The sequence below is a fragment of the Geovibrio sp. ADMFC3 genome (genome assembly GCF_054687035.1).
In genome coordinates, this window is sequence record NZ_BAAFZG010000002.1 from 1,931,400 (window position 1) to 1,953,354 (window position 21,955).

The following is a 21,955-nucleotide window of genomic DNA, read 5'->3' on the forward strand; positions in this document are numbered from 1 at the left end:
CCGTCAGCAGGCGAATGCTGCTTCCAGACTTTTCATAAGTTCTTTCGTGTCTATGGGTTTATAGAGAATAGTAACCCCTGCATCGCTGATCTGCTTTGCCTCGTCTCTGTATGCTGTGGTGACAATTATAGGTGTTACGGTATTTTGTTCCCTGATTTTTCTGATAAGCTCAAAACCGCTCATCACAGGCATTGAAAGATCAGTAACCACAGCATCAACCTTGTTCGCCTCAAAGAGGGAAAGAGCGTCTCGTCCGTTGCTGGCGATAAGGGTATCCGGGTATTTCTTGCTGATAAACTTGCCCAGAATTTTCTGTATAATTATGTCATCTTCTGCGTAGAGAATAGTTTTATCATTCATCTGTAATATCCTGACTTAATGTTATCTCCACACTCGCTCCGCTTTCAGGATTGTTGTGGATTCGGATTTTGCCCCCCATGTGTTTCTCCACGAGGAGCTTGGTAACATACAAACCTATGCCTGTGCCTCTTCCCTGAGGCTTGGTGGTGTAGTAAGGATCAAAAACTTTTGAAAGTGTTTCACTGTTGATGCCCGTACCGTTATCTTTCACAATAAGTTTTATGATCCCATTATAGCAGGATAAATCTATATTAATCATCCCTTTTAGATCTTTTTCCGAAGAAGTTTTTTCTTCCACTGCGTATATGGAGTTGCTGATAATATTCATAAGTGCCTGTCTGAACTCGCCTACATATCCGAAAGCCGATATATAGGCTGATCTGCACACAGGCATGCTGTATTCATCCATGCAGTCGAATTTGTTGCCGTCACATTCACATGTATATGTAAGGTTGATATTTTTTGAAGCAATCTGGGCACTCATCATCTTGAGAAGACCTGCTGTTTCCTCTGCCACATTGAAGCGTTCCTGCTCTTTTGACGGGAGAAAGAAGGAACGGAAATTATCTATTGTGTCAGACATCTGGGAAACAAGAGTCATTGAAACAGATTCAAACTCATCAAGATCTTTATCCGTAAGCAGGTTTTCTCTTATCCGCTCCGCAGTGTCCTGAATATAAATTCCGAGGGCATTAAGGGGCTGGCGCCACTGGTGGGCTATTGCATTTATCATCTGTCCCATGTCGGAGAATTTTTTTTGCAGCTCAAGATGTTTTTCAGTTTTTTGTCTCTTTTCTATTTCCTCTTCAACTTTGGCTGCAAGGTGGCGGTTCATGTCTTCAAGATCTGCGTACGCATTTTCGAGCCTGACTTTCAGCCTGTTTTCTTCGGTAACGTCACGGCAGAATATAATGTTCATCTTATGGGAAGCGATGGAAGCTCCGTCCGCCTGAACCTGAATACGTTTTCCGTCTTTTGTTCTGAAAGTGAATATGCCTCGAAGCGAGCCGTCCGTCATGAGTGATTCCCTTATTTTTTCCTGCACTTCCGTTGATTCGTAATGGCACAGAGATATAAAGTTCATCAGCATCATTTCCGAATCCGTGTACCCAGTGAGCTTTTCGGCAGCCGGGTTGGTTTCCAGAAGGTTCAGCTTGGTGTCCGTCACAAAAACAGCAAGGGGAGCGTTTATGATGTATCCTCTACATTGGATTTCTTTTCGCTCAAGCTCTTTTATTGTTTTTGCGTACTTCTTTTCCAGTCCGCCTATCATTTCCCTGAAACCTTTGCGTATAATGAATATAATCAGCAGGACAATAAGGACTGTGGCGGCTGCGCTCTTATACAGATAGCCTCTCACCCACTTTTTTTCTTCTGTGACATCAAGAGCGAACACACAAATTCCAGCATTTTCCCCGCTGAATTGATTTATCTGTATATCACTTATTATAAAATAAGTTTTATCTTTAATCTTAAGCAGTTCAGGCAGTGTTCCGCCTTTTAGTTCTGAATAAATGCTTTGAAACAGTTCCGGATTTGTATTGAAGATTTCAAACCTGTTGAATGATACCTTATTTTCCAGTTTGAGCCTATAGTGGGTGGAACTCTGCATATTGATAAGAATGCTGGAGGCGTACGATGTGAGATTTGAGAGACGTTTTGCAACAAAGCTAATATCAATGCCAGTTTCAAAGGCGCCTATCATTTCTCCGTTTCTGTAAACAGGGGTCATTACACGGAAAGCAAGTCCGTATCTGCCTATCTCAAAGCCGGTCTGTTCTTTTTGTGTTTCCAGTGTTGCCCGGAGCATAGGACGTATTTCGAGAAGCTGGTCATTATATTGATCAGGCTTATGGGCACGGTAAAAAGATCTGCCGTCGGGAAGCTGAAACTGCATGACGACGTTAACATTACCGAAATCGCCTTTTAGCTGCCTGTAATAAGGGTCTAAAAGAATGGCTGTTTTCTCTCTGTCCTGATCATAGAAAGCGTCAATAATCTCTCTGTTTGACAGAATATTTGTGTTCGTGTTGCGGAGTATGTCGGAGAAACGCTCAGGAAGATTTTCTGCAAAAGCGTGAAGGCGCACCTTATCTCTCTCTGTCAAAAGATCAAAAGCGTGTTGATTTCTGAGCAGAGAAGAACCGATGAAATAAGCACAAAGTACAAGAATCAAAAAAGTAACAAAAGCGGATACTTTTTTTGAGACCGGCAGCATAATGACTCCGTTAAATCAAAGATAACGCTGAATTATTATAGCTGATATTTCGATATTTTTCATACTGATATACATTATTTTGTGTATTTATTTTTTATTATATCCCTGACTTGTTTCCACTTTTTTACTGAAAGCTTTTGATAGCGGGGATCATCGTCGGTAATTATCCGGTATTCCTCATCATTTATAAAGCGTCCGTTTGTCACTTTGAAATCTTTTCCGTTGTGGAAGCTGTCAATCTCCAGACCGTCTTTTCTTAGGTCAAAAATCCGCTCTTCCTCTGTCTCTCTCATCAGGCGCTTGTTATTTTTGTGGCAGCTCTCGCACATGACAACTTCACGCCTTACTGTATGCGGGAAAAGAGTTTTATAATTATTTGCGAGCATTTCGTTCTCTTTTCCTTTTGCTCCTTCGCCGACCACAAATGTAAAGAAAGCAACATACTGCGGACGCACGGGTGAATACTTGCCCCGTGAGTTTATTGCAATGGGAGGCGGTGTGTAGTCCTTGGTGTGGCTGCTTTTGGCATATTCATTATTCGGAGTTTTTACCCAGCGGAAATAGTCGTCGTATTCGGTATTGCGGAATCGTATCCAGAATGTGCCGTATTCCTGTGCAGCCCATGCCGAGTGGCATGTGTAGCATTCCATTTTTTCCATATGTTCCGGTATTGAATGCTCTATGGATGAGTTTTTGTTCACCTTGTGGCAGTCTGTGCATGTTTTGGAGAAAGGCTTGCCTTCTGCGAGACTTTTCATTGAGTGGCATGCAGAACATTCCATCCCTTTTTCATGGTGTATATCTGGAAGCATCTTTGCATAGTATTCATCGTTGTATTCTATGCCTCTGCCGTATCTTTCGTGATCGTCACGGACTCCAAGCCCTTTATACTCTATACCTGTGTAGTAGCCGCTGTGGCATGTGGTGCATGTGTCTGTTTTAGGGCGCACAATGTCATGGACGCTTTTTCCCTTGTGGCAGTCTGTGCAGGAGTTTACATGGCAGGATGAGCAGTTTTTGGCGTAAAATGCAGGATCCTTTGTGCCGTAAGACTCATGTGCGAACTTCTGCTCCGCCGTGCGTTTGTGCATGGGGCTGTTAAGCATGCCCTCATAGCCTTTGTGACAGGTGAGGCAGCCCTTGGCTCCGCTTCTGAACTCGGCTGCTTTTGCATAGTGGGTGTCATTTTTTATATGGCATGATTCGCAGGACGCACCCTTATGGGCGTCAGTGATTGTGACCTTGTGACAGTCGGTACAGGTTTTGCCTTGTGTGTCAATGACCTCGCCGTATGCTGCGCTAGTCAGCAAGAAGAGGCTTATGCACAGAATCGGAAAGTATTTTTTCATAGTCTATCTTTTTCCCGTAGATTTTTTTATCACCCTTGTCGTGGCAGATTATGCAGCGGTTGGCATCGAATATTCTGCTTATTTCATCAGGGGTGAACACTCTGGATTTATCCCGCACTATGTCAGACGTCACGGACATTCTGCCGTTTTTCAGCGTATAAAGCGAATCCAGCGGTTTGTCACACTGCTCGCACATGTATGAGCTGTCTATATTTTTCTTTGTGACAGATACAAGCCCCTGTCCGAAGCCCGCAAACATCAGATCAGAGTGGCACTTGCGGCAGGTTATGGCTTTTTTGCCTGTGTTGTGTCCGAAAAACGGGGCGAATTTGAATTTTTTGCCGCCTTTGTAATTGAAGATATGTTCTTTAAGAACAACATTTTCATTTTCATCAAGCACGGTAAGGAAGGTCTGACATCCGGGGGTAACAGGAGCTATTTTTCCTTTCTGGTTTATTCCCATAGGGAAGGGGAAAAACGAGCGGAAGTCTTCCTTTTCACTGAAGAGCCCCTTTGTCTCCTCCATCTTCACCCAGTCCATCATTGTTTGTGATTTGTCATAGGTTGTGTGGCATCCATAGCACTGAACAACGGTTTTGGAGTGGCATGTGTAGCACTCCATCCGTTCATGACCGTAAACCATGTGATCCGCTGTATCAGTAACTGTTTTTATTTCAAGGCGTTTTCCGTTTCTTTTAGTGTAAAGAACAAACTTGTCCCCTTCTTTTTTCACATTTGAATACATGCGCCCTTTTGAGGTAAGCACCATCTCATCGCCGAAGTTTGCCTTGACTGCGTAATGCCGAGACTCACGCAGGGGAGAAACACTCTCTTTGGTTATTTTAGCTGTTTTGGGAAGTTCTGTTTCTGTACCGTGGCAGTCCTCGCAGGTTACTTCAAGCTGCTGGAACATGTTCTCGTAGAGGTAGCCGTCACCCATCATATCCCTTGATGTGTGGCAGTCTATGCAGTCCATTCCGTATTCCTTGTGAATATCCGCCTGCATGTGGCGTATGCTTCTTATTCCGTCCATTAGCTCCGGTCCGGGGATGCCGCCGTTTGTGGGCACGAGTGAGTTGTTGCCGTCGTATTCGCCTCTGTAGGAGAGGGCTATTCGTCCGCTGCGGTTGTGGCATGTGAGACAGACATCATCCTCCGGCAGCGGATTAATTATATGTTTTTCAGGATAAGGTTTTTTTCCCTGAATGGTTTTATCGCCGCCAGCGTATGCGCCGTCAACACTGTGGCTGAAATGGCAGGCTGAACACCCTGAGGAATGGTGAGAACGATAACCGATGAGCTTGTCAAAGCCAACATGGCATGTTGAACAAAACTTACGGTAAAGCTCGCCGGACAGTTCTTTCAGCTCGGTTACAGAAGGAAACTCCACGGGATTGCCTTCCGCATCAACACCTTTTGACCCGGCGGTGCTGTAGTGCTGCCCTTTGTAATCATCCCATGCCTGCTGGGCGTTTTTGATCATGCCTGCGTTTGTGTACATGAGGGTGGTGTTCACTCTGTCATGCTGGTACTGGTGGCATTTTCCGCAGCCCTTGTCCCATACGGATGGGTCTGACGGGTTTCTCCCGCCCAGCATATCCTTGTGGGCAGCATCTTTATCTTTTGTATTCGGATTCCCTTCGTGGCACTCAGTACAGGCGAGTTTATGGTTTTCGGAAGTGTCTTCTATCCCCGCATGGCATTCAGGCACAGTACAGGACTGCGCATCTCTGGCTGATGCGGTGAAGGCATTTGCGGAAAACATAAGTATCATTAACGGCAGGGTTAAAAGTATCGCTCTAAACATAAATCATCTTATACATTTATTTAGTTTTTTAAAAGATAAACGGGTAAAAAGAAGGCGGAGCGTACAAAGACGCTCCGCCAAAAATATAACCTTAAAGAACAGCCGGTTAGCAGCCCTGAAGCTGGAAACCGCCTTTGGGGGAACCAAGTGCTTCAACTTTTACATCGTCGCCTTTTTTAACATCGATGTCTTTGTCGAGTTTGATAGTTATTGTTGTACCGTTTTTCTCGGTCACTTTACCTTTGGACTGTTTAACAGCAGCAAAAGCCGCTCCCGCCACAACAAGTGTAAGTGCAAGTGCAATTACAGTAATTTTCTTTTTCATCTCTTCTTCCTCCTTAATGTTAGAATCTTACCTGCAGGAACATCTCGAAAGTGTCGAAATCCTGCCTGTTGGTATCTGCTCCGACTTCATCTTCGAAATCGGTAATTGAATACTGACCTACGATTTTAATATCGTTTCCGGCGAGGTAGTAGTTTGCGCCGAAAGCGTAGAAATCAACTGTGTTATCTTTATAGCCGTTGAGAGTAGCGTATTCAAAGCTGTCATATCTGCCGAAGAACTGAAGTTTTCCGGGTCCGATTTCCATGGGGAGCATGTAGCCGGCTTTCACATAGTAGCCTTCTCTCTGACCTGCGTTACCGTTGAATATGCCGTTGGCAACATCATCAGTGAGTGCTGTGTCAGGGTTTGCACCTTCATCAAGATCATCAAGGTCTATGTTGAGGTAAGCTGCTGAAAGAGTGAAAGTACCTGCTGATGTGGGCATTTCAGTGAAGAAGTCAAGAGAGTAAGCGTTGTAGTCTACTTCATCTGATCTGTTAACTGCGTCTTTGTAGGCAACATCTGCTTCGTACTGGTAAGAAGCGCCCACGGTGAGGACCTTTTTCTCACCAAGGTAGGAGCCCTGATAGCCGTATCCTGTTTCTTTATCAAACATAGTGAAGTGAACGCGTCCTGTGTAGCGGAAGCCGGAGTTGGGAACGTATCTGCTGTCGCCTTCGCCGCCGGATTCACGTCCTTCCATTACGTCAAACCTGTACTGAAGATAGTCGCTGGCAAGGTTGCCGAAAACTGTCACACCGTAGTCTCTGCTTGTTTTGAAAGGAGCAGCAACGAACAGCGAGCGGTCGAAGTTCAGGGGAGTAAAGCAGCCCTCAAGGTTTTCCCTTGTGAGGTTGTGTTTAAACTTACCCAGAGTAACTTTGAAAGCATTGTTGTGTACGTATCTGATCTGAGCGTCAAGTACATAGAAGTTTTCGTCATCAGTGAGAGAATCTTTCACTGTAAGAGCGTTGACAGATTTGTCATCTATATATTCTGTCTGAACATAAAAGCTGAGTCTGTCGTTGTAAGTGCCGATGAAGCCGAATCTGTTTCTTCTGAAGTTGAAGTCAGAAGTATCATCTTCGTTACCATCGCCTGAACCTGTGTTTCTCATGGTAAGACCGAACTGACCTTCATAGAAGAATTTCAGGTATTTTCCTTCGCTTACCTCAATGGGTTTGAAGGCGAAAGCCGAGCTTGCCATGAGCATAACAACCAGAAAAAGTGTCAAAAATTTTATATTTCTCATGTTTTATCTCCCTCTTAAATTAATTAGCAGCCGCCGGATGCGCCGCCGTCCTGAAGTCCTTCATTACCGCTGTTAGTGCTTTTTGTATTGAAGTATTCAAGGTCTTCTTCGGCTATTTCATTACCTGTGCCTGTGTAGGGGTGTTCAATCACTATACGGGGGTCAGTATCATAGCTTCCGATAAGGTCGGAAACACCTACAGTATTGGCTGGTATGCTGTAAAGAGTTGTGTTGTACTCGCCGAGAACAGCCTGAAATGCAACTTCAGCAGGGTCAACAGAATCGGCTGCGCCTGCTCTGTATGAGTACCACTGGTTTCTTGAGCCGTCATAAAGAGCAACGTCTATTCCGAGAACTTCCGTGAAAGCCATATAAAGTGCTGATGCAGAAGAACCGCTCACGCAGTGAACAATCACTTTTTTACCTTTGAGAAGTGCTGTAACTTCTTCCCATGTGGAAACAGTTTTGGTGAGACCGTCTGCCGCCCATGAAGCGTTCATGTTAGCTATGATTGTTGCTTTGAGTGTGTCGGCATCATTAAAGAGACCACTAACGTTTGTCTGGCTTGCTCCGAGGAAGAAGGAGTTTTCAGTAGCAACAATTCTGCCTGTGTCTGCTGTAGACTGAGAGAAGATAACGACATTGCCGCCTTTCACAGCGTCAATAACCTGTTTCATTGATACTCTTGCAGACTGTTTCATTTTGGGAAGATCCCTGACGCTGAATGTGCTGTCGTTAGGGTCATAGCCAGGCCAAGTTGTATCAACCAGGGAAGCGTCTTCCGCAGCTAAGGCTGCTACGCCGCCGTCAAGAACTTTTATTTTAGATTTATCAAAACCCCAGTAAACGAGTTCCCAGTAAAATCTCCAGACAGCCCACTGTGAAGCGCCGTTTCCGGCAAGTACAAGTACAGTGTCATGAGTAAGACCAAGATCCTGAATTATAGCATCCACCCTTGCGCCTTTGATGCTGTTGCTGGAGCTTGAGTTATGCCCAAGGAGTGTAGGATCGATAGGACCTTCTGCTCTGGTTTCATTAATGTTAAAGTCTCCGATAACATCTTTAGAGATTGAACCATAGATTCTGTTTGCTGTGCTTGTGAAATCGGTCATTGTGTCAAAGACAACCACGGGGCTTCCTGATTCTGTTTTGAAGCCGTTGTCAATCCATGCGGCAACTACTGCTGCGTCTACAAGACCTTGTTCATTTGTGTTGTAGCCTTCCCACCATGAATAGGCAGGGGGGTTAGCTTCAAAAGACGTGTCGACCGAGCCGCCACTGCCGCAAGCCGCGGTCAAGCTCAAAAGAGCTGTGAGTGTTGCGAGTAAAATGAAAGAATAAAATTTCCTTACACTGCAGAACTTCATAATTTCCTCCGTTATTTTGCTGCTTTACAGGAATTTATGCCGGATAGAGCTGTTGGTTGACCTCCTATTGGTATTCTCTATAGCGGCAATTAAAAATTAAATACGTTCGTGAAGGCTCCGCTTAGTCCGTATGTTAAATAAAATGTGACAAAGCGTTCCTTTTTATTGATTGATTATCTGCATGTTGGATTGAAATGTCAATAAATTCTCACAAATAAAAATGTAGGTTAATATGGATAATGCAGATATTTAAATATTTGGGAATTAGTCTAAAGTATTTATAATATACACTTTATTGTTTACGCCCATGAATGTTCCGGGTAAAGATTAGGTAAAAAAAATAAATTTTTTATGTGTTATTAAACAACGAAGAGCGCTAAAGGTGATATAAAATTCATTAATATGCCTTATGTGGTTTGTGTGGATAGCTTTTTTATTTGACTTACAAGAAAGAAGTGAATGTTGATCCGATAGGTGAAATAGGCATAAATTCCTTATTTTACAATAATTTTTAATGAACAAAAGAACACATGAATAAAATGTAACTTATTGAAGTAAAATTATAATTCACCCTTTGTCTGTTAAATATGAATTAACCGGATACCGGCTTTTGTGCATAACTCGTCGTGTTTTGTGGTTGTTTACATAAGTAACTATAAAATAACAGATTAAATCATATAAAACGGATGGGGAATATATTATTATGATTGTCGATATATAGGACGGTTAAATGATTTTCAGCGGATATTATTTATCTGTATTTTTGGTACAAGGGCAATCTTTTTAACATAAGCTATGGCGGTGCAGCTTGCAAACATGCTATATATTATCAACCGAACGGAGGTTTTATGGATAATTACGTACTCGTAAGACCGGAACACCTGAACCACTATGGATATCTTTTTGGCGGTATGATGCTGAAATGGATTGACGAAATAGCCTGGCTTGCCGCCTCCATGGATTTTCCCGGTTATTCTCTTGTCACTGTATCGATGGACAGGGTTGTTTTTAAGCATAGGGTCGAAAACGGTTCGATTCTCAAATTTATAGTTTTGCCGGAAAAAATAGGGCGGACATCCGTCAGTTATAATGTGGCTGTGGAAGCTGATGCCCCGGGTTCAAAAGAAGTTGTGGAGGTTTTCTCCACTAATGTCAAATTTGTGGCTATTGATGCGGACGGAACGCCTGTTCCTCTGCCCGGTAATCAGGAACTGCGGAGCGGTAAGCTGCCGTAATAATTCAGGAACTGCCTATGAAAGAAACTACTAACGGGCTTAAGGAAAAGTTTACGCTGATTTTCGGACTCGGCTATTTCGAGATAGAGCTTGTGCGCTTTCTGCGTGAGAGAAAAAAGCTTAAAGTCGTTGATATACGCAGGGATTATCAGGATTCTGTCAGGGAAAGTCTTAAAGGCGTTGAGCTGATAAACGGCGATGCAAGCAGCATTGTCACATGGAAAAAGATCAGTACAAACGAGATTATGAACATCATAATCACCATAAAAGATCCTGATGTGGTTATGGAATGCTGCCGCATCGCCCGTGAGGTGTATAGCCTTGATGTGCAGATAATTGTTCTTTCATACGGCAATTACGATGATTCGATACTTGATAACTATAATGTGAATATTGTCCATCCTCTCAATGTCGGCATTGAGATTATTGCCTCCATGATAGAAAAGAATGTCGCATGGCCTGTAAATATCGGAAAAGGTGCAGGTGAAATCGTTGAGGTTCAGGTGCTTAGATACTCACACCTTGTGGGGGTGAGACTTAAGCACCTGCGTCCCAGCAACTGGAACGTGGCGCTTATTTACTCCAAGGGCAAAATACTTCTTCCGAACAAGGAAAGCAGGATCAACATAGGTGACCGTCTGATAATCGTAGGTGATCCGCAGGTTGTTAAGAGTATCGTGGATACACTCTCCAAGGGTGTGCCGAACTTTCCGCTGCGTTTCGGGCAGACTCTGTCCGTCTATATTTCAGCAGCATATCCTGAGATAGTCAATGAGGCAGTTTTGCTGCACACAAACACCCTTTCAAAAAAACTCACGCTTATTCCCCATTTAGGCAAAGGAATTAAGGGGCTTGCCGAGGAAATAAAAGGCAGAAAACTTGAATTTGAAACAGGAGATACAATCGCCAGTCTCAAAGACCTCCGCAGTTATGACCGAGGGGTTCTTGTTATTCCCAAAAAAAGAGTTTTCGGCATTGATTTATATTATAAAGGCTATTTCAGAGAGGCTTCGGCTCCTGTTCTTTTTGCAAAAGGTTATGAAGACTATGACAGGGTACTGATAAGCCTCAACTCGGAGACCCCTTCATTTGCTCTTGAAACAGGTATAGAGCTTGCGGGGCTTTTGAAAAGACCATACGAAATTATATATATATGTGCTTCCGAGGCTATGCGGGGGCAGAAAGAGACTGAATATCTCAATTTCAGAAAAAATATTGTGGCAGACTATGAAATATCCGAAGGAGTAAAGCTGGATTTTACCGTGAAAGAGGGGAATCCCGTCTTCGAGACTTTAAGCCGGATCAAGGAGTTTGAAGGCGAAAAGCTTTTGCTTGTACTGACGTTTGATCCGAAGGAAAAAATCGGCATATTTGCTCCGAACGTGCCTTATTTACTTGCCCGCAATGCAGATTGCAGTGTTCTTGCTGTTCCTGTGGGAGAGAAAAATGCATAGCAGCGAGGCTTTTATTCTCCTCGCTTTCTGTATGGGGGCTTATTTTGCCCCGTTTATATCAAAACGTATGATGATCCCCGTTGCAGTGGGAGAAATTCTGCTTGGCATCGCACTCGGCTGGTTCTTTGCTGATGTCCATTACAGCAAAGAGATCATAGGCTTCCTCGCTGAACTCGGATTTCTTGTCCTTATGTATCTTGCCGGAATGGAGATAGATTTTGAGAACATCCGCACTCTGCCGAAGCGGGATCTCGCCAGTTACGGGGCAGTGGCGCTGCTTATTGTGTTTTTTTCGTTGATTATTGCTTATATGCTTGGTGATGAACCTATTATGGCTGTGGCTTATATGACGGTTGCTATAGGTCTTCTTTTTCCTGTATTGCAGGATACTGGGCTTATCAGCACAAAGGAAGGGCAGGCGCTCCTTGTTATAGGGGGAATAGGTGAAGTATTCAGCCTTCTGGGGCTGACTTTTGCTGTTCTTTATTACCGTTATGGAATAACCGTTGAAGCCGGAATACATATACTGAAAATAGGTGCATTTATTTTCTTTGTATATGCCGTGACAAAACTTTTAAGGCTTATGATATGGTGGTTTCCGAAGATAGCCGCTATTTTTACTACCACAGGAAATCTCTCTGAAATGGGAATAAGAGCAAACTTTGTTAATATGTTTGTGTTTGTGGCTGCTGCTGTTTTTATGGATATAGAACCTATTGTCGGTGCTTTTATCGGCGGTATGCTTTTTTCAATGCTGTTTTTCACAAAGGAAAATATTGTGGACATCTTCAGCGGGGTGGGAAACGGTTTTCTCATTCCTGTCTTTTTCATACATGTGGGTCTTGGGTTTGACTTAAGTAATCTTAAAAACTTTGCAGTTGTCTCCCAGGGGTTTGCCATTGCTGCAGTTTTACTCAGCATAAGAGTGCTTTCCGTTATTCCCATGTTCTTCTCTGCGCTGCCCCGGAAAATAATAATGGTGACTCCGTTTGCTTTGTCATTCCCGCTCACTCTTATGGTCACTGTCGCTACCCTCGGAAAGCAGTACGAGATGATGAGTGACGAAACTTCCGCTTCGTTGATTATATGCGCTGTGCTGACGGCTATTATATATCCGGTTCTCAGCAAGGCTATAGTTAGGGCTCTTTACAGTAAGGAAAATTTTGCGGATTAAGCAGAAAGGGGCTCTTGCGAGCCCCTGTTTTCAGTCTCTTATTTCGTAATCCGGATTATCGGACATCTTTCTTGCTTTGATGTACAGGTCGTATTTTGCACTTGAACCGGTTTTTTCCATCCCGTCCACCTGTATTATAAGATAGTAGTTCTCTTCTGAATCAAGATCATGAACCTCTTCCGGTTCAGGACTTATTTTCTCTCCGTCTATCTGAAGTTTTTCTGATGAGTCTGTTTTCAGGATAAATTTTTCGGATGCAGAACCGCTTCTGCCGTCAAGAATATATGAAACAGCATAATTCATTGTTTTAGTTGTTGTTTGAGTTTCAATTTCCATTTCGCCCAGAAAGCTTGTTGTGTTTTTGCTGTCAACAGTGCCGTTATCATAGGTTTCAACATACTTCGTTATGTCGTATTTACCTCTGAGAGTCTTGGCTTGCCCCAGTCTTATGGCTGTTAGGGTGTTTCCGCCTGACGTACTGTTGTCGTCGTCTTCATCTGTTCCCCAGCATGCTGTTACAGCAAAAATAAGGAGAGTTAGCAGAATAAAGCGCTGAATTGTTTTCATACATTATCCTCCGTTAAATAAAAGCAAAATAGCATAAATGAATATCCATGTCATCATGGATAAATGCCTGCTTGTTTTTTAAAAGATCTCTTATTTCAGTGAGGAGCTGGTCTTTATTAGAAGGTGCAAACGATCGTTTAGAAAGATATTGGAGAAATAAAAAAGGCTTCCGGAGAATTTCTCTGGAAGCCTGTAGATTTCAAAATGGTGCCAGGGACGGAATCAAAAAAGTTACATATGGTATTTATAATAAACATATAAATCATAGCGTATTCGGATATGTGCCAGCAAAAATACCAATATTTTTTATAATACTATTCAACTTCTATTCGAAATAATTTATCATTCTGAGATAGCTCAACAACGTAATACTCTTCTTTTTGTAGCTCAGAGGGTAACTTATCCTTCAAAATAGATGCCACAAACTGGATGTTTTTATTGTTTATCAAATTATGTATATTTAATAACTGATTTCCATGCATGAGCTCTTTTCTATCATTTAGTAAAAATTTCAAGTGAGGGATATGGTCTTCTTCAGCAAACATTATGTATGCTATATCAAAGCACACTATCTCGCCCTGCTTCTTCCCTGTACTTTGATTACTTGTAAATGTTGGAGAAAACTTATATACAGGTTTTTTTGTCTTTTTATCTTCAACTATATCAAATTTAATAGTAAATTTTTCACCGTACAGTTCTTTGGAAACAAAAGAAAACTTATTATTAAATTTATTAATTTGTTCTTGCAAAACGCTTTTAAAACTTTCTGTAAAAATATTATTGTTGATATTATCAAGTTCTTTTTCAGCTTTGTCTATATTTTGCTCAACTTCAGAAATTCGCTCTATAATACCTTCATACTCACCTTTTCTTCTGTACTTTTCATTCAGTTCAGAAATAAGTTTTTCTAGATCCTGGAACGCAATACTTTTGGACAATTCTTGAGTAACTATTTTTTCTTGGTTTTTCAAGTCACCAAGACTTTTCGTTATTTTATCAATATCTGATTCAATCGTTGGCAAGTCTTTCGTTATAAAACTAACTTTTTCAGCTAACATACTGTTATGGAACTGAACTAATTCTTCAAAGCTTTTCTGTATATTGTTAATCTTATCGGTAGCTTGCTGGTATATCATTTTTAACTGCTGCGAATCAATTTTTGAGACTTCTTCGTTTAAATCAGCTTGTGTTTCTAGAATAATATCTTTTTTAATATTCAAAGATGCCAGCAAGCTACCCTTATGCCTTATCTCTCTTTTAAGACTATTCAAACGCTCTAAGTCATTGTTAAAATTTTCATTTATATTAAATGACCCTTTTTTGTTCTCCAATTCTTTAATCTCGTTTTCAATTTGATTTAAAACAGAAACATAACCAGTTTTTGTCTCTTTTGCTTCTAGTCTTGATTTGAATGCTAATTCTTGTTTAATAATGGTATTTAATCTTTGTTTTTCATCGCCTTCAGAAAAATCACATCCTAGCAAGAATAAATATAAAGTTTCATATTCTGGCATGGTAGAATATCTACTTAATGTCTCTAATGTGCTTGATAAGGCAGGTTCTTTATATCTTATATTATGTGATTTAATTTGTTTAAATGTTGGCTTGTCACTGTATTTATTAAATATTAATTTTTTTAATTCTTCGCCAAGCTTTTCTTCATCTGTGATGGTATCGCCATTAAGCGTTAATATTTTTTTCTTTCTAGGCAAGAAATTTCTTTTAATAACAATCTTTTCACTATCCTCATGAAAATCAATTGTTAACACTAGTGTCACCACTATCTCACTATTTATTAAGTAGTCTTTCACTAGATCATATACAATCTTACCATCTTCGCTAGTATATATGTTTTTACCATCAGAACCTAAACAATAGTCAATTAATTTCAGCACAGTTGTTTTTCCAACGCTGTTGCCAGTTTTAGTATCGTCTACGACTAGTGTATTATCTACAATCAAGTTCATGTTTTTATGAAAGATAATATTACGAATTTCTTTTTCAGAGCTTGATATAATTAATCTTTCAATATACATAAAATTATTTCCCCATCATCATTTATACTGATAAGCCCTATTAAGAATAACCAGTCAACACATAAAATTAAAAGAGATAAGCTGATATTGTGTGTACGTTTAATTTCGGCATAAAGGTCTAACAGTTTTAAATGTTTTTTTAACAAAAGTACCTCCAGTACTTTTGAACCGTTGTAATAAACACATAAATCTGGGTGTATGGTTTCAGGTAGTAACATGAGTATACCCTGTTGGATTTTCAAATATGTGACACCAAACAAAAGCATGAATAATTAATATTGAGACATACATATCAAGCTCTTCTAAAGATATATTGAGTACATCGAAACTTTTTATGTATTCTTTGACTTCTTCAAGTAAAGTCCAGAAAATAACCACTTTATCTTCTTCATTATCCATTAATTTCATATATTTCTTTTTCAATAAAAGCTTTATTGCTAAACTTTTATTGTTACCAGCTTTATCATATTCAATAAATATTTTTTCTATTATATTGTAATATATTTTATGAGTATTAATCATCTCTTTAACTCTTTGTAATAGATTGAAGTTGATTTTTTCTTCTATGTTATATTCATTTAAATTGATTTGTTCGCAGTTATCTAAATCTTCTTTAGACAAGATTTCAATAATTTTCACTAGATCAGATTCCATGTTGACCATATTCATTTCAATTGGTCGCAGTTCCTTGCTCAGAAAGTGATGTATGGCTTCCTGTTCATCGATTTTCATTGCCAGGATCGCTCGCAGTATGTCTCCATTATCAAGTATATCTTTCTTAGGATCAAAAGTTATGTTATGTGGATTGTTATACTCACCGCTTTTTAAATCCTTCCCATCATCAGTTATAATAAAAAATTTTAAAGAGTATCCTTGATATCCTTTCAGTTTTTCTTTAGACAATGTTGTATTGATTTTGGATTTAGTATCTTGAGATGTGACCTGGACAATCAGTTTATTTTTCTCATCTATTAAATCAATAGCTGCTGCATTTTGAAATATTTTGTTTGCATTGGTGAAATCCCAATTATACAGAAGCTTTAAAAAGCTTCCATAAAAGCTTTCTGCATGAATATTATAATCCAAAATATTGTTTTTGGCTCTCTGATGAATATTTACGGTCAACGTGGCAAGTAAATAAGTTATACGATTATAATAAACGCTTCGATTCATTACTACCTCTTCGTATAATATTCGGATATGTGGCTAATTATAAAAAAATAACTGCTCAAGACTCTTAAGAATATGGCTAATTTAAAGAAAAAGATACTATTTTATACTTGTTCCTGTAACAACCCTTTAATATAGATCATCACTTTTTCTTTTTGCCCCTTCGATAATAACGACCAATTTTTTAGTAATTCGTTTTGTTCTTCTGTCAGCGAGGAATGGGTAACTTCAGAAAAGAATTGAGCTAATGAAATATCAAAGGCGTTACAGATAGCTATTAAAGTAGCAATAGTCGGAGAATTCTCACGGTTGAAAAGGTTTGATAAAGTTGATTGTGGAATATTAGCCATTTTAGCAAGTTTATATGAACTCCATCCTCTTTCCTCTCTTAGTTGAGTAATTCTTTCTAATATATCCATTAAATTCCCTATCTTTTAAGCAATGTACTACACAAATGAGGAAGTCATTATTTCAAATAAGGGTTGTAATTACTTCACATACGAGTTATATAAGCCTTAATAATTCCCACTTCAAAAAGTCAAATTAGTGCATAGGAGTATAATATGAAATTTTTGAAGAGTTTATGTTATGCAGTGCTTTTAAGTATTTTTATTGGATGCGGAGGCAGTAACGGAGGAAGCGATAGTAATAATACCAGTTCACCTCTTTCATATTTTCACTGCTCCGGCTCATTTACAGGAGATGATACTGGTACATTTGAAGTGAGCTATGACAAGGGTCAATTTGAACAAATCACTCATTCTAATAATTTTGGAAGCTATACAAAAACAGGTACCATGACCTACCAAAATGGAATCTATATTTTTACTTCCACACTGCATGATATTACAGTGACATTTAAGGAAGAAGATTATTCTGTTACAGGCACATGGAACAATAAATACGATGGCAAAGATGGGGTTCTGACAGGTTCATGTGATGAAGTTGAGTTCAATTAGAAGGAGTTACGTTCATGAAAAAAAGTGCTTTTTCATATTTGATATTTATTTTGTTCTTAATCATTTCAGGGTGCTGTGGACGGCAACTCCAAGTATTCAATGATGGAAACTATTATTATCCAAACTGGTGCCAATATAATTCTTGCAAGCCTAATGGTTCATATGCGGATTGTTATAAAGACAATAAATTTGTTGAAACTATTTATCCTCTCACAGCCAATGAAGTGGCAGAGATCCGTTATCAAGAAATGTTAGGTCGTCAAGCGTGGAGTGATGCCATGAATAGCTTGGGCAATATCAAAGCACCGACAAGGACTAACTGCTATAATTTTGGCAACAGAACAACCTGTACAACATACTAACAAAGAGAGCATTCCATCTTATAAGCCTAAGCTTGAATCACAAACAATTATTTTAAAAGATGGTACAACGTTTTGATATGAGGTATTCAATGAAATTCTTTTTGAATGTATTTTTCATAATTATATTCAGCAGTGGTTTTTTATACGCAGAAATAGGCTTAAATGTTGCGACTATAGCCCATAGCGTTTCAACATCAATGAAAGCAAGAGAAATCAGAACTCAACAAGGGTGGAATGAAGTACCATTCAAACAAGCAGATGTAGTTCTAGTAGTATGCCGCAGTACACTTTCTTATCCATTGATGTCTTCTTATAAAAATGTCAATCAGCTTAGTCAAGATGCTGACATGCAATTAAATATTTCAGGTTCTTTGTACCATGTATATTTATACAAGTTAAATGATGACTTAAGTGTAAATGAAATTAAACATACGAGCTTTAAAGCCAACGATTAATATGATGATAAATCGTTATATATTTTCTTGAATTGAGCATGGCAACTCTTTATGGTATTTGTCATAATTAAGTCTGAACGTACTACGGAGGATTATTGACTTATAAAGTTAACTACCCCCCCGTATGTCAAGTTGCATAGTATCTTTAATTTACAGCATCAATTTAATCAATAAATCATCTACTAAACATTTTACTCATTAATTAACAACACATGCACTACAATGGATGATGTTTGTGGTAAAATGTATAAAATAAACTCACCAAATTATAGAGACAGCGTGATGAAAATTCAAAATGGTAAGCTATTTTTATTGAGAAAGCATTATGACTTACAGGCTATCCAGAGAGCTATGTATGATTTGTCTGAGAAGGTGATATTTCATCTGAGTGAATCAGATGAATATTATATTATAAGCAATACTCAACTTGAAAATGATTTTGAATTTGCTTCGCTGGAAATGCTTTATAAGTCAATTTTGGATCACCAATTACGAATTGAACTTGAAATCAAGTTTGGCTCATTAAGGAACCTATTAATAGCTAAAGCATTGGAATCTAATCTTAACATACGGTCTTATATTAAAGAGTTCTCAAGTGAAGAATAATTATATTATACTCCCATTTAACTTTGCTAGATATGGTGAAAAAATTCTTATTACAAATGATCTGGGAGAGTTCCAATTTATTGATAATTCTATTTTCCAAGCATTTATTAGCAATCGACTTGAAAAAACTTCCGAACCATATCAAAATCTTGAAACTAAATTTTTCCTCTCAAGTAACATTTCAGAAGATCTAATAAATCAGTATGCCAGAAGATATCGAACAAAAAAAAGGTTTTTATATGAAGCAACATCACTTCATATGATTGTTCTAACATATCGATGTAATCAAAGTTGTAAATATTGTCATGCATCATCAATTACTCAGGATGAAAATTCTACTTCTGATATGAATCTACATACCGCTAAACAAGTAGTTGATTTTATTTTTTCTTCTTCAACATCGTATATAAAAATTGAGTTTCAAGGAGGAGAACCTTCTTTAAATTTCGACACACTAAAATTCATTCTTGAATATGCAACTCTAAACAAGCCACATAACACTAAGCTTGATTTTGTTGTTTGTACAAACTTATACGATTTAAAAAAAGAGCATATAGAGCTTTACAAGCAATACAAAGTTGATATTTCAATATCATTAGATGGTTCTGAGCTTTTACATGATTCTTGTAGGATAAATAACGACGGAACAGGAACTTATACAAAAGTTGTTAATAACATTAATACACTACGTTCTGAGGGTCTAAATAATATATCTGCGTTATTAACTGTCCATAGTAAAAATATAAATAACCTCAGAGATATTATAGATGAATATATAAAGAACAACTTCAATTCAATTTTTATCAGATCAATAAACCCTTATGGCAATGTACTTAGTAACCAAGAACTTATGAATTATGATATGTCCAAATTTACAAATAAATATATTGATGCATTGAACTATATTATCGAGCTTAATAAAAACGACATCGAGTTTGTAGAAGAATATGCATCAATGCTGCTATCTAGAATATTATCACCGTTCTCATCAGGTTTTGTTGATTTGCAATCTCCAGCCGGAGCTGCAATAAGCGGAATAATATACGACACGAATGGTGATATTTTTGCTTCTGATGAATCACGAATGCTTTATCGTATGAATGGTGATAATGAGTTCATGTTGGGGCATGTGTATTCCAATACGAGAGAAGATATATTTAATTCTATTAAAGTTGAAAATATGCTTAAAAAAACAATTATCGAGTGCTTGCCCGGCTGTGCTTGGTGTTCCTATCAGGCATATTGCGGTTCAGATCCTATCAGAAATTATGCATCAATCAAAAAATATATAAGCTTTAAACCTGAAGATCCAATATGTAAAAAGAATAAAGCAATATTTGGATTTCTATTTGAATGTCTTTCAAAAGATGAAAACTTTATCAATGACTTGTTTGCCGCATGGATAACTAGACGTTCAATCAAAGAAGTCGCTTTAGAGGATACTCATGGCCGTTTATAAAGGAAAATCTATAAACATAGAAAGCGAACTGCTGGCAAGAGTTGACACATTCCATAAAGACTCAAAAGGTATATCTTATTTACTTAATACTCTAAAAGAAAATGAAGAAATATATATTCGATGCGGCTATATTCAGTCTGATATTTACCGAATAAGAGCTTGGAATAGCCAAAATAGCATTGAGCTGAAAATAGGAGACATCGTCACTATTCATCCTGACGGAAGGCTTGTAATCGCTTATGAATCGGAATCTTCTGAAAATGCATTCTTACTCACAGAGAATTGTAATCAAAACTGTATAATGTGCCCTCAAGCTCCTAAAAATAAGCCTACTATATACTATGATGAGGTAATGGATATAATCAAATTAATAGATAAATCTCCACAAGCCATCGGTATAACAGGAGGAGAACCAATTCTGTTCTTTGATAAATTTCTGGATGTAATCAAAACAATAAGAACACTTCATCCGGAAACACATATTCAAATTCTTACTAATGGAACTTTAATAAATAAGCCTGAACAAGTAGAAAAACTTCTTTGGCTATGTCAAGATTATGCAACATTTTGTATTCCGCTTTACTCAAGTATCTCCAGCGTACATGATGTTCTTGTAGGGAAGGAAGGAGCTTTTTGGAAAGCTGTTAATGCTATTAATCTTCTCTCTTTTGGGAGAGCACATATTGAGATTAGAACAGTTATAAACAAGTTAAATTATTTAAATCTCACTGATTGGGCACACTTCATATCAATGAATATCCCTTGTGTACAGCATGTTGCCATTATGGGAATTGAAATTATCGGAAAAGCAAAAGACAACATGGAGCAACTATTAGTTGAACCATGGAAATATTCAACTATTCTAGAAAAAACTGTAAGACTTTTTAAGCGTCACTCAATACCTGTTTCTATTTTTAACCATCCTTGCTGTACTCTGCCTGACAATTTACGATTATATGCTGTTAAGTCTATCTCTCCTTGGAAAGTAAGATTTTTACCTAGTTGCGATAAGTGCACTGATAGAAACACATGCGGAGGAGTCTTTTTCAGTAATATAAAATATTTCAACAACAATCTATGTAATACTTTAATTGATGGAGGGTTGTACAATGAATAAAATTAAACGACTCCAACAAACAGCAATTGCAGCAATTCTCACTTCTTTTATGCCAAATCATCTTGATGCTGCAACCGCCGAACCAATATTCCACGATAATACCGAGGATAAAATTATCCATGAAGATTTTTTTATTCAGTCCGCAACTCTTGATGATACTCTTTTACTCGCTGCACACAGAAGTCATAGCAGCCACAGGAGTCATAGCAGTCACAGTAGTCATAGCAGTCATTATTCATCTTCCGGTGGTGGGTATTATTCGCCTCCACCTTCAAGCAATATTTCTCCCTCAAGAAATAATAGCTCAAGTAATATTGTGTCACCACCATCTCTGGAGACACAAAAACCATTGAAACAATTCAGTTCCGAAGGCTCATTGGTTTACGAAATACAACAAGAACTAATTCGTTTAGGATACCCCATCGGTTCGACAGATGGAGTATTGGACAGCAAAACAGTCTCCGCTATCAAACTTTTTGAAATTGAAAATAATATTATACCGCCAACAGGAGTGCCAAGCAAAACACTACTAACACTCATGCGTTTAAAATAATTATCTCAACAAAATACTTAATTACAAAGGTGCTCATACAGATATGAGGTTGCATTGCTTCGGCTTTCGAAGCCTTCTACATTATTCGCTACTCTCATGGGCACTCATCGGATTCTTAGCCTTGAAAAGA

22 protein-coding genes are annotated in these 21,955 nt (G+C 38.7%); 10 read left to right on the forward strand and 12 right to left on the reverse strand.

The window, feature by feature from the left end; translation table 11 throughout:
* Nucleotides 1-3 precede the first annotated feature (3 nt).
* The 7 genes from ACYRYY_RS09560 to ACYRYY_RS09590 form a co-directional block, all read right to left on the reverse strand.
* On the reverse strand, nucleotides 4-360 hold the full coding sequence (locus tag ACYRYY_RS09560) for a response regulator (RefSeq protein WP_460215371.1): 357 nt from the start codon (nucleotides 358-360) through the stop codon (nucleotides 4-6).
* Nucleotides 353-2,578 (reverse strand): cache domain-containing protein, encoded by a 2,226-nt coding sequence (locus ACYRYY_RS09565; RefSeq protein ID WP_460215372.1) that lies wholly within the window; start codon nucleotides 2,576-2,578, stop codon nucleotides 353-355. Before ACYRYY_RS09565 ends, ACYRYY_RS09560 begins: the two co-directional genes overlap by 8 nt.
* Before the next feature lie 74 nt (nucleotides 2,579-2,652).
* A complete protein-coding gene (gene extO / locus ACYRYY_RS09570; protein WP_460215373.1) occupies nucleotides 2,653-3,927 on the reverse strand; it encodes a selenite/tellurite reduction operon b-type cytochrome iron-sulfur cluster-binding subunit ExtO in 1,275 nt (424 codons plus the stop codon).
* Entirely contained in the window at nucleotides 3,878-5,734 is a 1,857-nt protein-coding gene (extM, locus tag ACYRYY_RS09575) for a selenite/tellurite reduction operon c-type cytochrome ExtM (RefSeq protein WP_460215374.1), read from the reverse strand. Before extM ends, extO begins: the two co-directional genes overlap by 50 nt.
* A 106-nt stretch (nucleotides 5,735-5,840) precedes the next feature.
* Entirely contained in the window at nucleotides 5,841-6,059 is a 219-nt protein-coding gene (gene extJ, locus ACYRYY_RS09580) for a selenite/tellurite reduction operon protein ExtJ (protein WP_460215375.1), read from the reverse strand.
* A gap of 19 nt (nucleotides 6,060-6,078) precedes the next feature.
* The gene (gene extI, locus ACYRYY_RS09585) at nucleotides 6,079-7,311 is read right to left on the reverse strand and encodes a selenite/tellurite reduction operon porin ExtI (RefSeq protein ID WP_460215376.1); all 1,233 of its coding nucleotides are present in this window, start codon (nucleotides 7,309-7,311) and stop codon (nucleotides 6,079-6,081) included.
* A gap of 23 nt (nucleotides 7,312-7,334) precedes the next feature.
* Nucleotides 7,335-8,678 (reverse strand): sulfurtransferase, encoded by a 1,344-nt coding sequence (locus tag ACYRYY_RS09590; protein ID WP_460215377.1) that lies wholly within the window; start codon nucleotides 8,676-8,678, stop codon nucleotides 7,335-7,337.
* A gap of 848 nt (nucleotides 8,679-9,526) precedes the next feature.
* On the opposite strand from ACYRYY_RS09590, the gene ACYRYY_RS09595 reads away from it, so the two are divergent.
* Genes ACYRYY_RS09595 through ACYRYY_RS09605 form a run of 3 tightly spaced genes read left to right on the forward strand, consistent with a single transcriptional unit; the run spans nucleotide 9,527 to nucleotide 12,541 of the window.
* The gene (locus ACYRYY_RS09595; RefSeq protein ID WP_460215378.1) at nucleotides 9,527-9,913 is read left to right on the forward strand and encodes an acyl-CoA thioesterase; all 387 of its coding nucleotides are present in this window, start codon (nucleotides 9,527-9,529) and stop codon (nucleotides 9,911-9,913) included.
* Between the two features lie 17 nt (nucleotides 9,914-9,930).
* A complete protein-coding gene (locus ACYRYY_RS09600; RefSeq protein WP_460215379.1) occupies nucleotides 9,931-11,367 on the forward strand; it encodes an NAD-binding protein in 1,437 nt (478 codons plus the stop codon).
* Nucleotides 11,360-12,541 (forward strand): cation:proton antiporter, encoded by a 1,182-nt coding sequence (locus ACYRYY_RS09605; RefSeq protein WP_460215380.1) that lies wholly within the window; start codon nucleotides 11,360-11,362, stop codon nucleotides 12,539-12,541. Before ACYRYY_RS09600 ends, ACYRYY_RS09605 begins: the two co-directional genes overlap by 8 nt.
* Nucleotides 12,542-12,571: 30 nt before the next feature.
* Here the strand turns inward: ACYRYY_RS09605 and ACYRYY_RS09610 are convergent, their stop codons facing one another.
* From ACYRYY_RS09610 to ACYRYY_RS09630, 5 genes are all read right to left on the reverse strand, one after another.
* A complete protein-coding gene (locus ACYRYY_RS09610; protein WP_460215381.1) occupies nucleotides 12,572-13,108 on the reverse strand; it encodes a hypothetical protein in 537 nt (178 codons plus the stop codon).
* 314 nt (nucleotides 13,109-13,422) lie between these two features.
* Complete coding sequence (locus ACYRYY_RS09615; protein ID WP_460215382.1) at nucleotides 13,423-15,144, reverse strand: DUF2326 domain-containing protein; 1,722 nt, start codon at nucleotides 15,142-15,144, stop codon at nucleotides 13,423-13,425.
* Nucleotides 15,126-15,410, reverse strand: coding sequence for an ABC-three component system middle component 6 (locus ACYRYY_RS09620; protein WP_460215383.1), 285 nt, complete (start codon nucleotides 15,408-15,410; stop codon nucleotides 15,126-15,128). The genes ACYRYY_RS09615 and ACYRYY_RS09620 overlap by 19 nt, the downstream gene beginning before the upstream one ends.
* Entirely contained in the window at nucleotides 15,349-16,317 is a 969-nt protein-coding gene (locus tag ACYRYY_RS09625; RefSeq protein WP_460215384.1) for an ABC-three component system protein, read from the reverse strand. Before ACYRYY_RS09625 ends, ACYRYY_RS09620 begins: the two co-directional genes overlap by 62 nt.
* 101 nt (nucleotides 16,318-16,418) lie before the next feature.
* Nucleotides 16,419-16,733: a helix-turn-helix domain-containing protein gene (locus ACYRYY_RS09630; protein WP_460215385.1), complete on the reverse strand. Its 315-nt coding sequence runs from the start codon at nucleotides 16,731-16,733 to the stop codon at nucleotides 16,419-16,421.
* Nucleotides 16,734-16,877: 144 nt separating this feature from the next.
* Here ACYRYY_RS09630 and ACYRYY_RS09635 point away from each other — a divergent pair, with 144 nt between their 5' ends.
* The 7 genes from ACYRYY_RS09635 to ACYRYY_RS09665 all read left to right on the forward strand — a co-directional run bounded on the left by ACYRYY_RS09635 (nucleotide 16,878) and on the right by ACYRYY_RS09665 (nucleotide 21,825).
* Entirely contained in the window at nucleotides 16,878-17,273 is a 396-nt protein-coding gene (locus ACYRYY_RS09635; protein WP_460215386.1) for a hypothetical protein, read from the forward strand.
* 14 nt (nucleotides 17,274-17,287) lie between these two features.
* Nucleotides 17,288-17,635, forward strand: a complete 348-nt coding sequence (locus tag ACYRYY_RS09640) for a hypothetical protein (protein WP_460215387.1) — start codon at nucleotides 17,288-17,290, stop codon at nucleotides 17,633-17,635.
* Nucleotides 17,636-17,724: 89 nt separating this feature from the next.
* Nucleotides 17,725-18,090 carry a hypothetical protein gene (locus ACYRYY_RS09645; RefSeq protein ID WP_460215388.1) on the forward strand — a complete coding sequence of 122 codons (366 nt, stop codon included), beginning with the start codon at nucleotides 17,725-17,727 and terminating at the stop codon, nucleotides 18,088-18,090.
* 222 nt (nucleotides 18,091-18,312) lie between these two features.
* A complete protein-coding gene (gene hxsD, locus ACYRYY_RS09650) occupies nucleotides 18,313-18,696 on the forward strand; it encodes a His-Xaa-Ser system protein HxsD (RefSeq protein WP_460215389.1) in 384 nt (127 codons plus the stop codon).
* The gene (gene hxsB / locus ACYRYY_RS09655) at nucleotides 18,686-20,155 is read left to right on the forward strand and encodes a His-Xaa-Ser system radical SAM maturase HxsB (RefSeq protein WP_460215390.1); all 1,470 of its coding nucleotides are present in this window, start codon (nucleotides 18,686-18,688) and stop codon (nucleotides 20,153-20,155) included. The genes hxsD and hxsB overlap by 11 nt, the downstream gene beginning before the upstream one ends.
* On the forward strand, nucleotides 20,142-21,272 hold the full coding sequence (hxsC, locus tag ACYRYY_RS09660; RefSeq protein ID WP_460215391.1) for a His-Xaa-Ser system radical SAM maturase HxsC: 1,131 nt from the start codon (nucleotides 20,142-20,144) through the stop codon (nucleotides 21,270-21,272). The genes hxsB and hxsC overlap by 14 nt, the downstream gene beginning before the upstream one ends.
* Nucleotides 21,265-21,825 carry a peptidoglycan-binding domain-containing protein gene (locus tag ACYRYY_RS09665; protein WP_460215392.1) on the forward strand — a complete coding sequence of 187 codons (561 nt, stop codon included), beginning with the start codon at nucleotides 21,265-21,267 and terminating at the stop codon, nucleotides 21,823-21,825. Before hxsC ends, ACYRYY_RS09665 begins: the two co-directional genes overlap by 8 nt.
* Nucleotides 21,826-21,955: the final 130 nt, after the last annotated feature.

Coding starts and splice junctions, on each gene's coding strand:
- extM (WP_460215374.1), bottom strand. CDS start 5,734: ATGTTTAGAGCGATACTTTTAACCCTGCCGTTAATGATACTTATGTTT.
- ACYRYY_RS09625 (WP_460215384.1), bottom strand. CDS start 16,317: ATGAATCGAAGCGTTTATTATAATCGTATAACTTATTTACTTGCCACG.
- extJ (WP_460215375.1), bottom strand. CDS start 6,059: ATGAAAAAGAAAATTACTGTAATTGCACTTGCACTTACACTTGTTGTG.
- ACYRYY_RS09630 (WP_460215385.1), bottom strand. CDS start 16,733: ATGGATATATTAGAAAGAATTACTCAACTAAGAGAGGAAAGAGGATGG.
- ACYRYY_RS09610 (WP_460215381.1), bottom strand. CDS start 13,108: ATGAAAACAATTCAGCGCTTTATTCTGCTAACTCTCCTTATTTTTGCT.
- ACYRYY_RS09590 (WP_460215377.1), bottom strand. CDS start 8,678: ATGAAGTTCTGCAGTGTAAGGAAATTTTATTCTTTCATTTTACTCGCA.
- ACYRYY_RS09565 (WP_460215372.1), bottom strand. CDS start 2,578: ATGCTGCCGGTCTCAAAAAAAGTATCCGCTTTTGTTACTTTTTTGATT.
- ACYRYY_RS09605 (WP_460215380.1), top strand. CDS start 11,360: ATGCATAGCAGCGAGGCTTTTATTCTCCTCGCTTTCTGTATGGGGGCT.
- extI (WP_460215376.1), bottom strand. CDS start 7,311: ATGAGAAATATAAAATTTTTGACACTTTTTCTGGTTGTTATGCTCATG.
- ACYRYY_RS09635 (WP_460215386.1), top strand. CDS start 16,878: ATGAAATTTTTGAAGAGTTTATGTTATGCAGTGCTTTTAAGTATTTTT.
- hxsD (WP_460215389.1), top strand. CDS start 18,313: ATGGATGATGTTTGTGGTAAAATGTATAAAATAAACTCACCAAATTAT.
- ACYRYY_RS09640 (WP_460215387.1), top strand. CDS start 17,288: ATGAAAAAAAGTGCTTTTTCATATTTGATATTTATTTTGTTCTTAATC.
- hxsC (WP_460215391.1), top strand. CDS start 20,142: ATGGCCGTTTATAAAGGAAAATCTATAAACATAGAAAGCGAACTGCTG.
- ACYRYY_RS09560 (WP_460215371.1), bottom strand. CDS start 360: ATGAATGATAAAACTATTCTCTACGCAGAAGATGACATAATTATACAG.
- extO (WP_460215373.1), bottom strand. CDS start 3,927: ATGAAAAAATACTTTCCGATTCTGTGCATAAGCCTCTTCTTGCTGACT.
- ACYRYY_RS09595 (WP_460215378.1), top strand. CDS start 9,527: ATGGATAATTACGTACTCGTAAGACCGGAACACCTGAACCACTATGGA.
- ACYRYY_RS09665 (WP_460215392.1), top strand. CDS start 21,265: ATGAATAAAATTAAACGACTCCAACAAACAGCAATTGCAGCAATTCTC.
- ACYRYY_RS09615 (WP_460215382.1), bottom strand. CDS start 15,144: ATGTATATTGAAAGATTAATTATATCAAGCTCTGAAAAAGAAATTCGT.
- ACYRYY_RS09645 (WP_460215388.1), top strand. CDS start 17,725: ATGAAATTCTTTTTGAATGTATTTTTCATAATTATATTCAGCAGTGGT.
- ACYRYY_RS09620 (WP_460215383.1), bottom strand. CDS start 15,410: ATGCTTTTGTTTGGTGTCACATATTTGAAAATCCAACAGGGTATACTC.
- ACYRYY_RS09600 (WP_460215379.1), top strand. CDS start 9,931: ATGAAAGAAACTACTAACGGGCTTAAGGAAAAGTTTACGCTGATTTTC.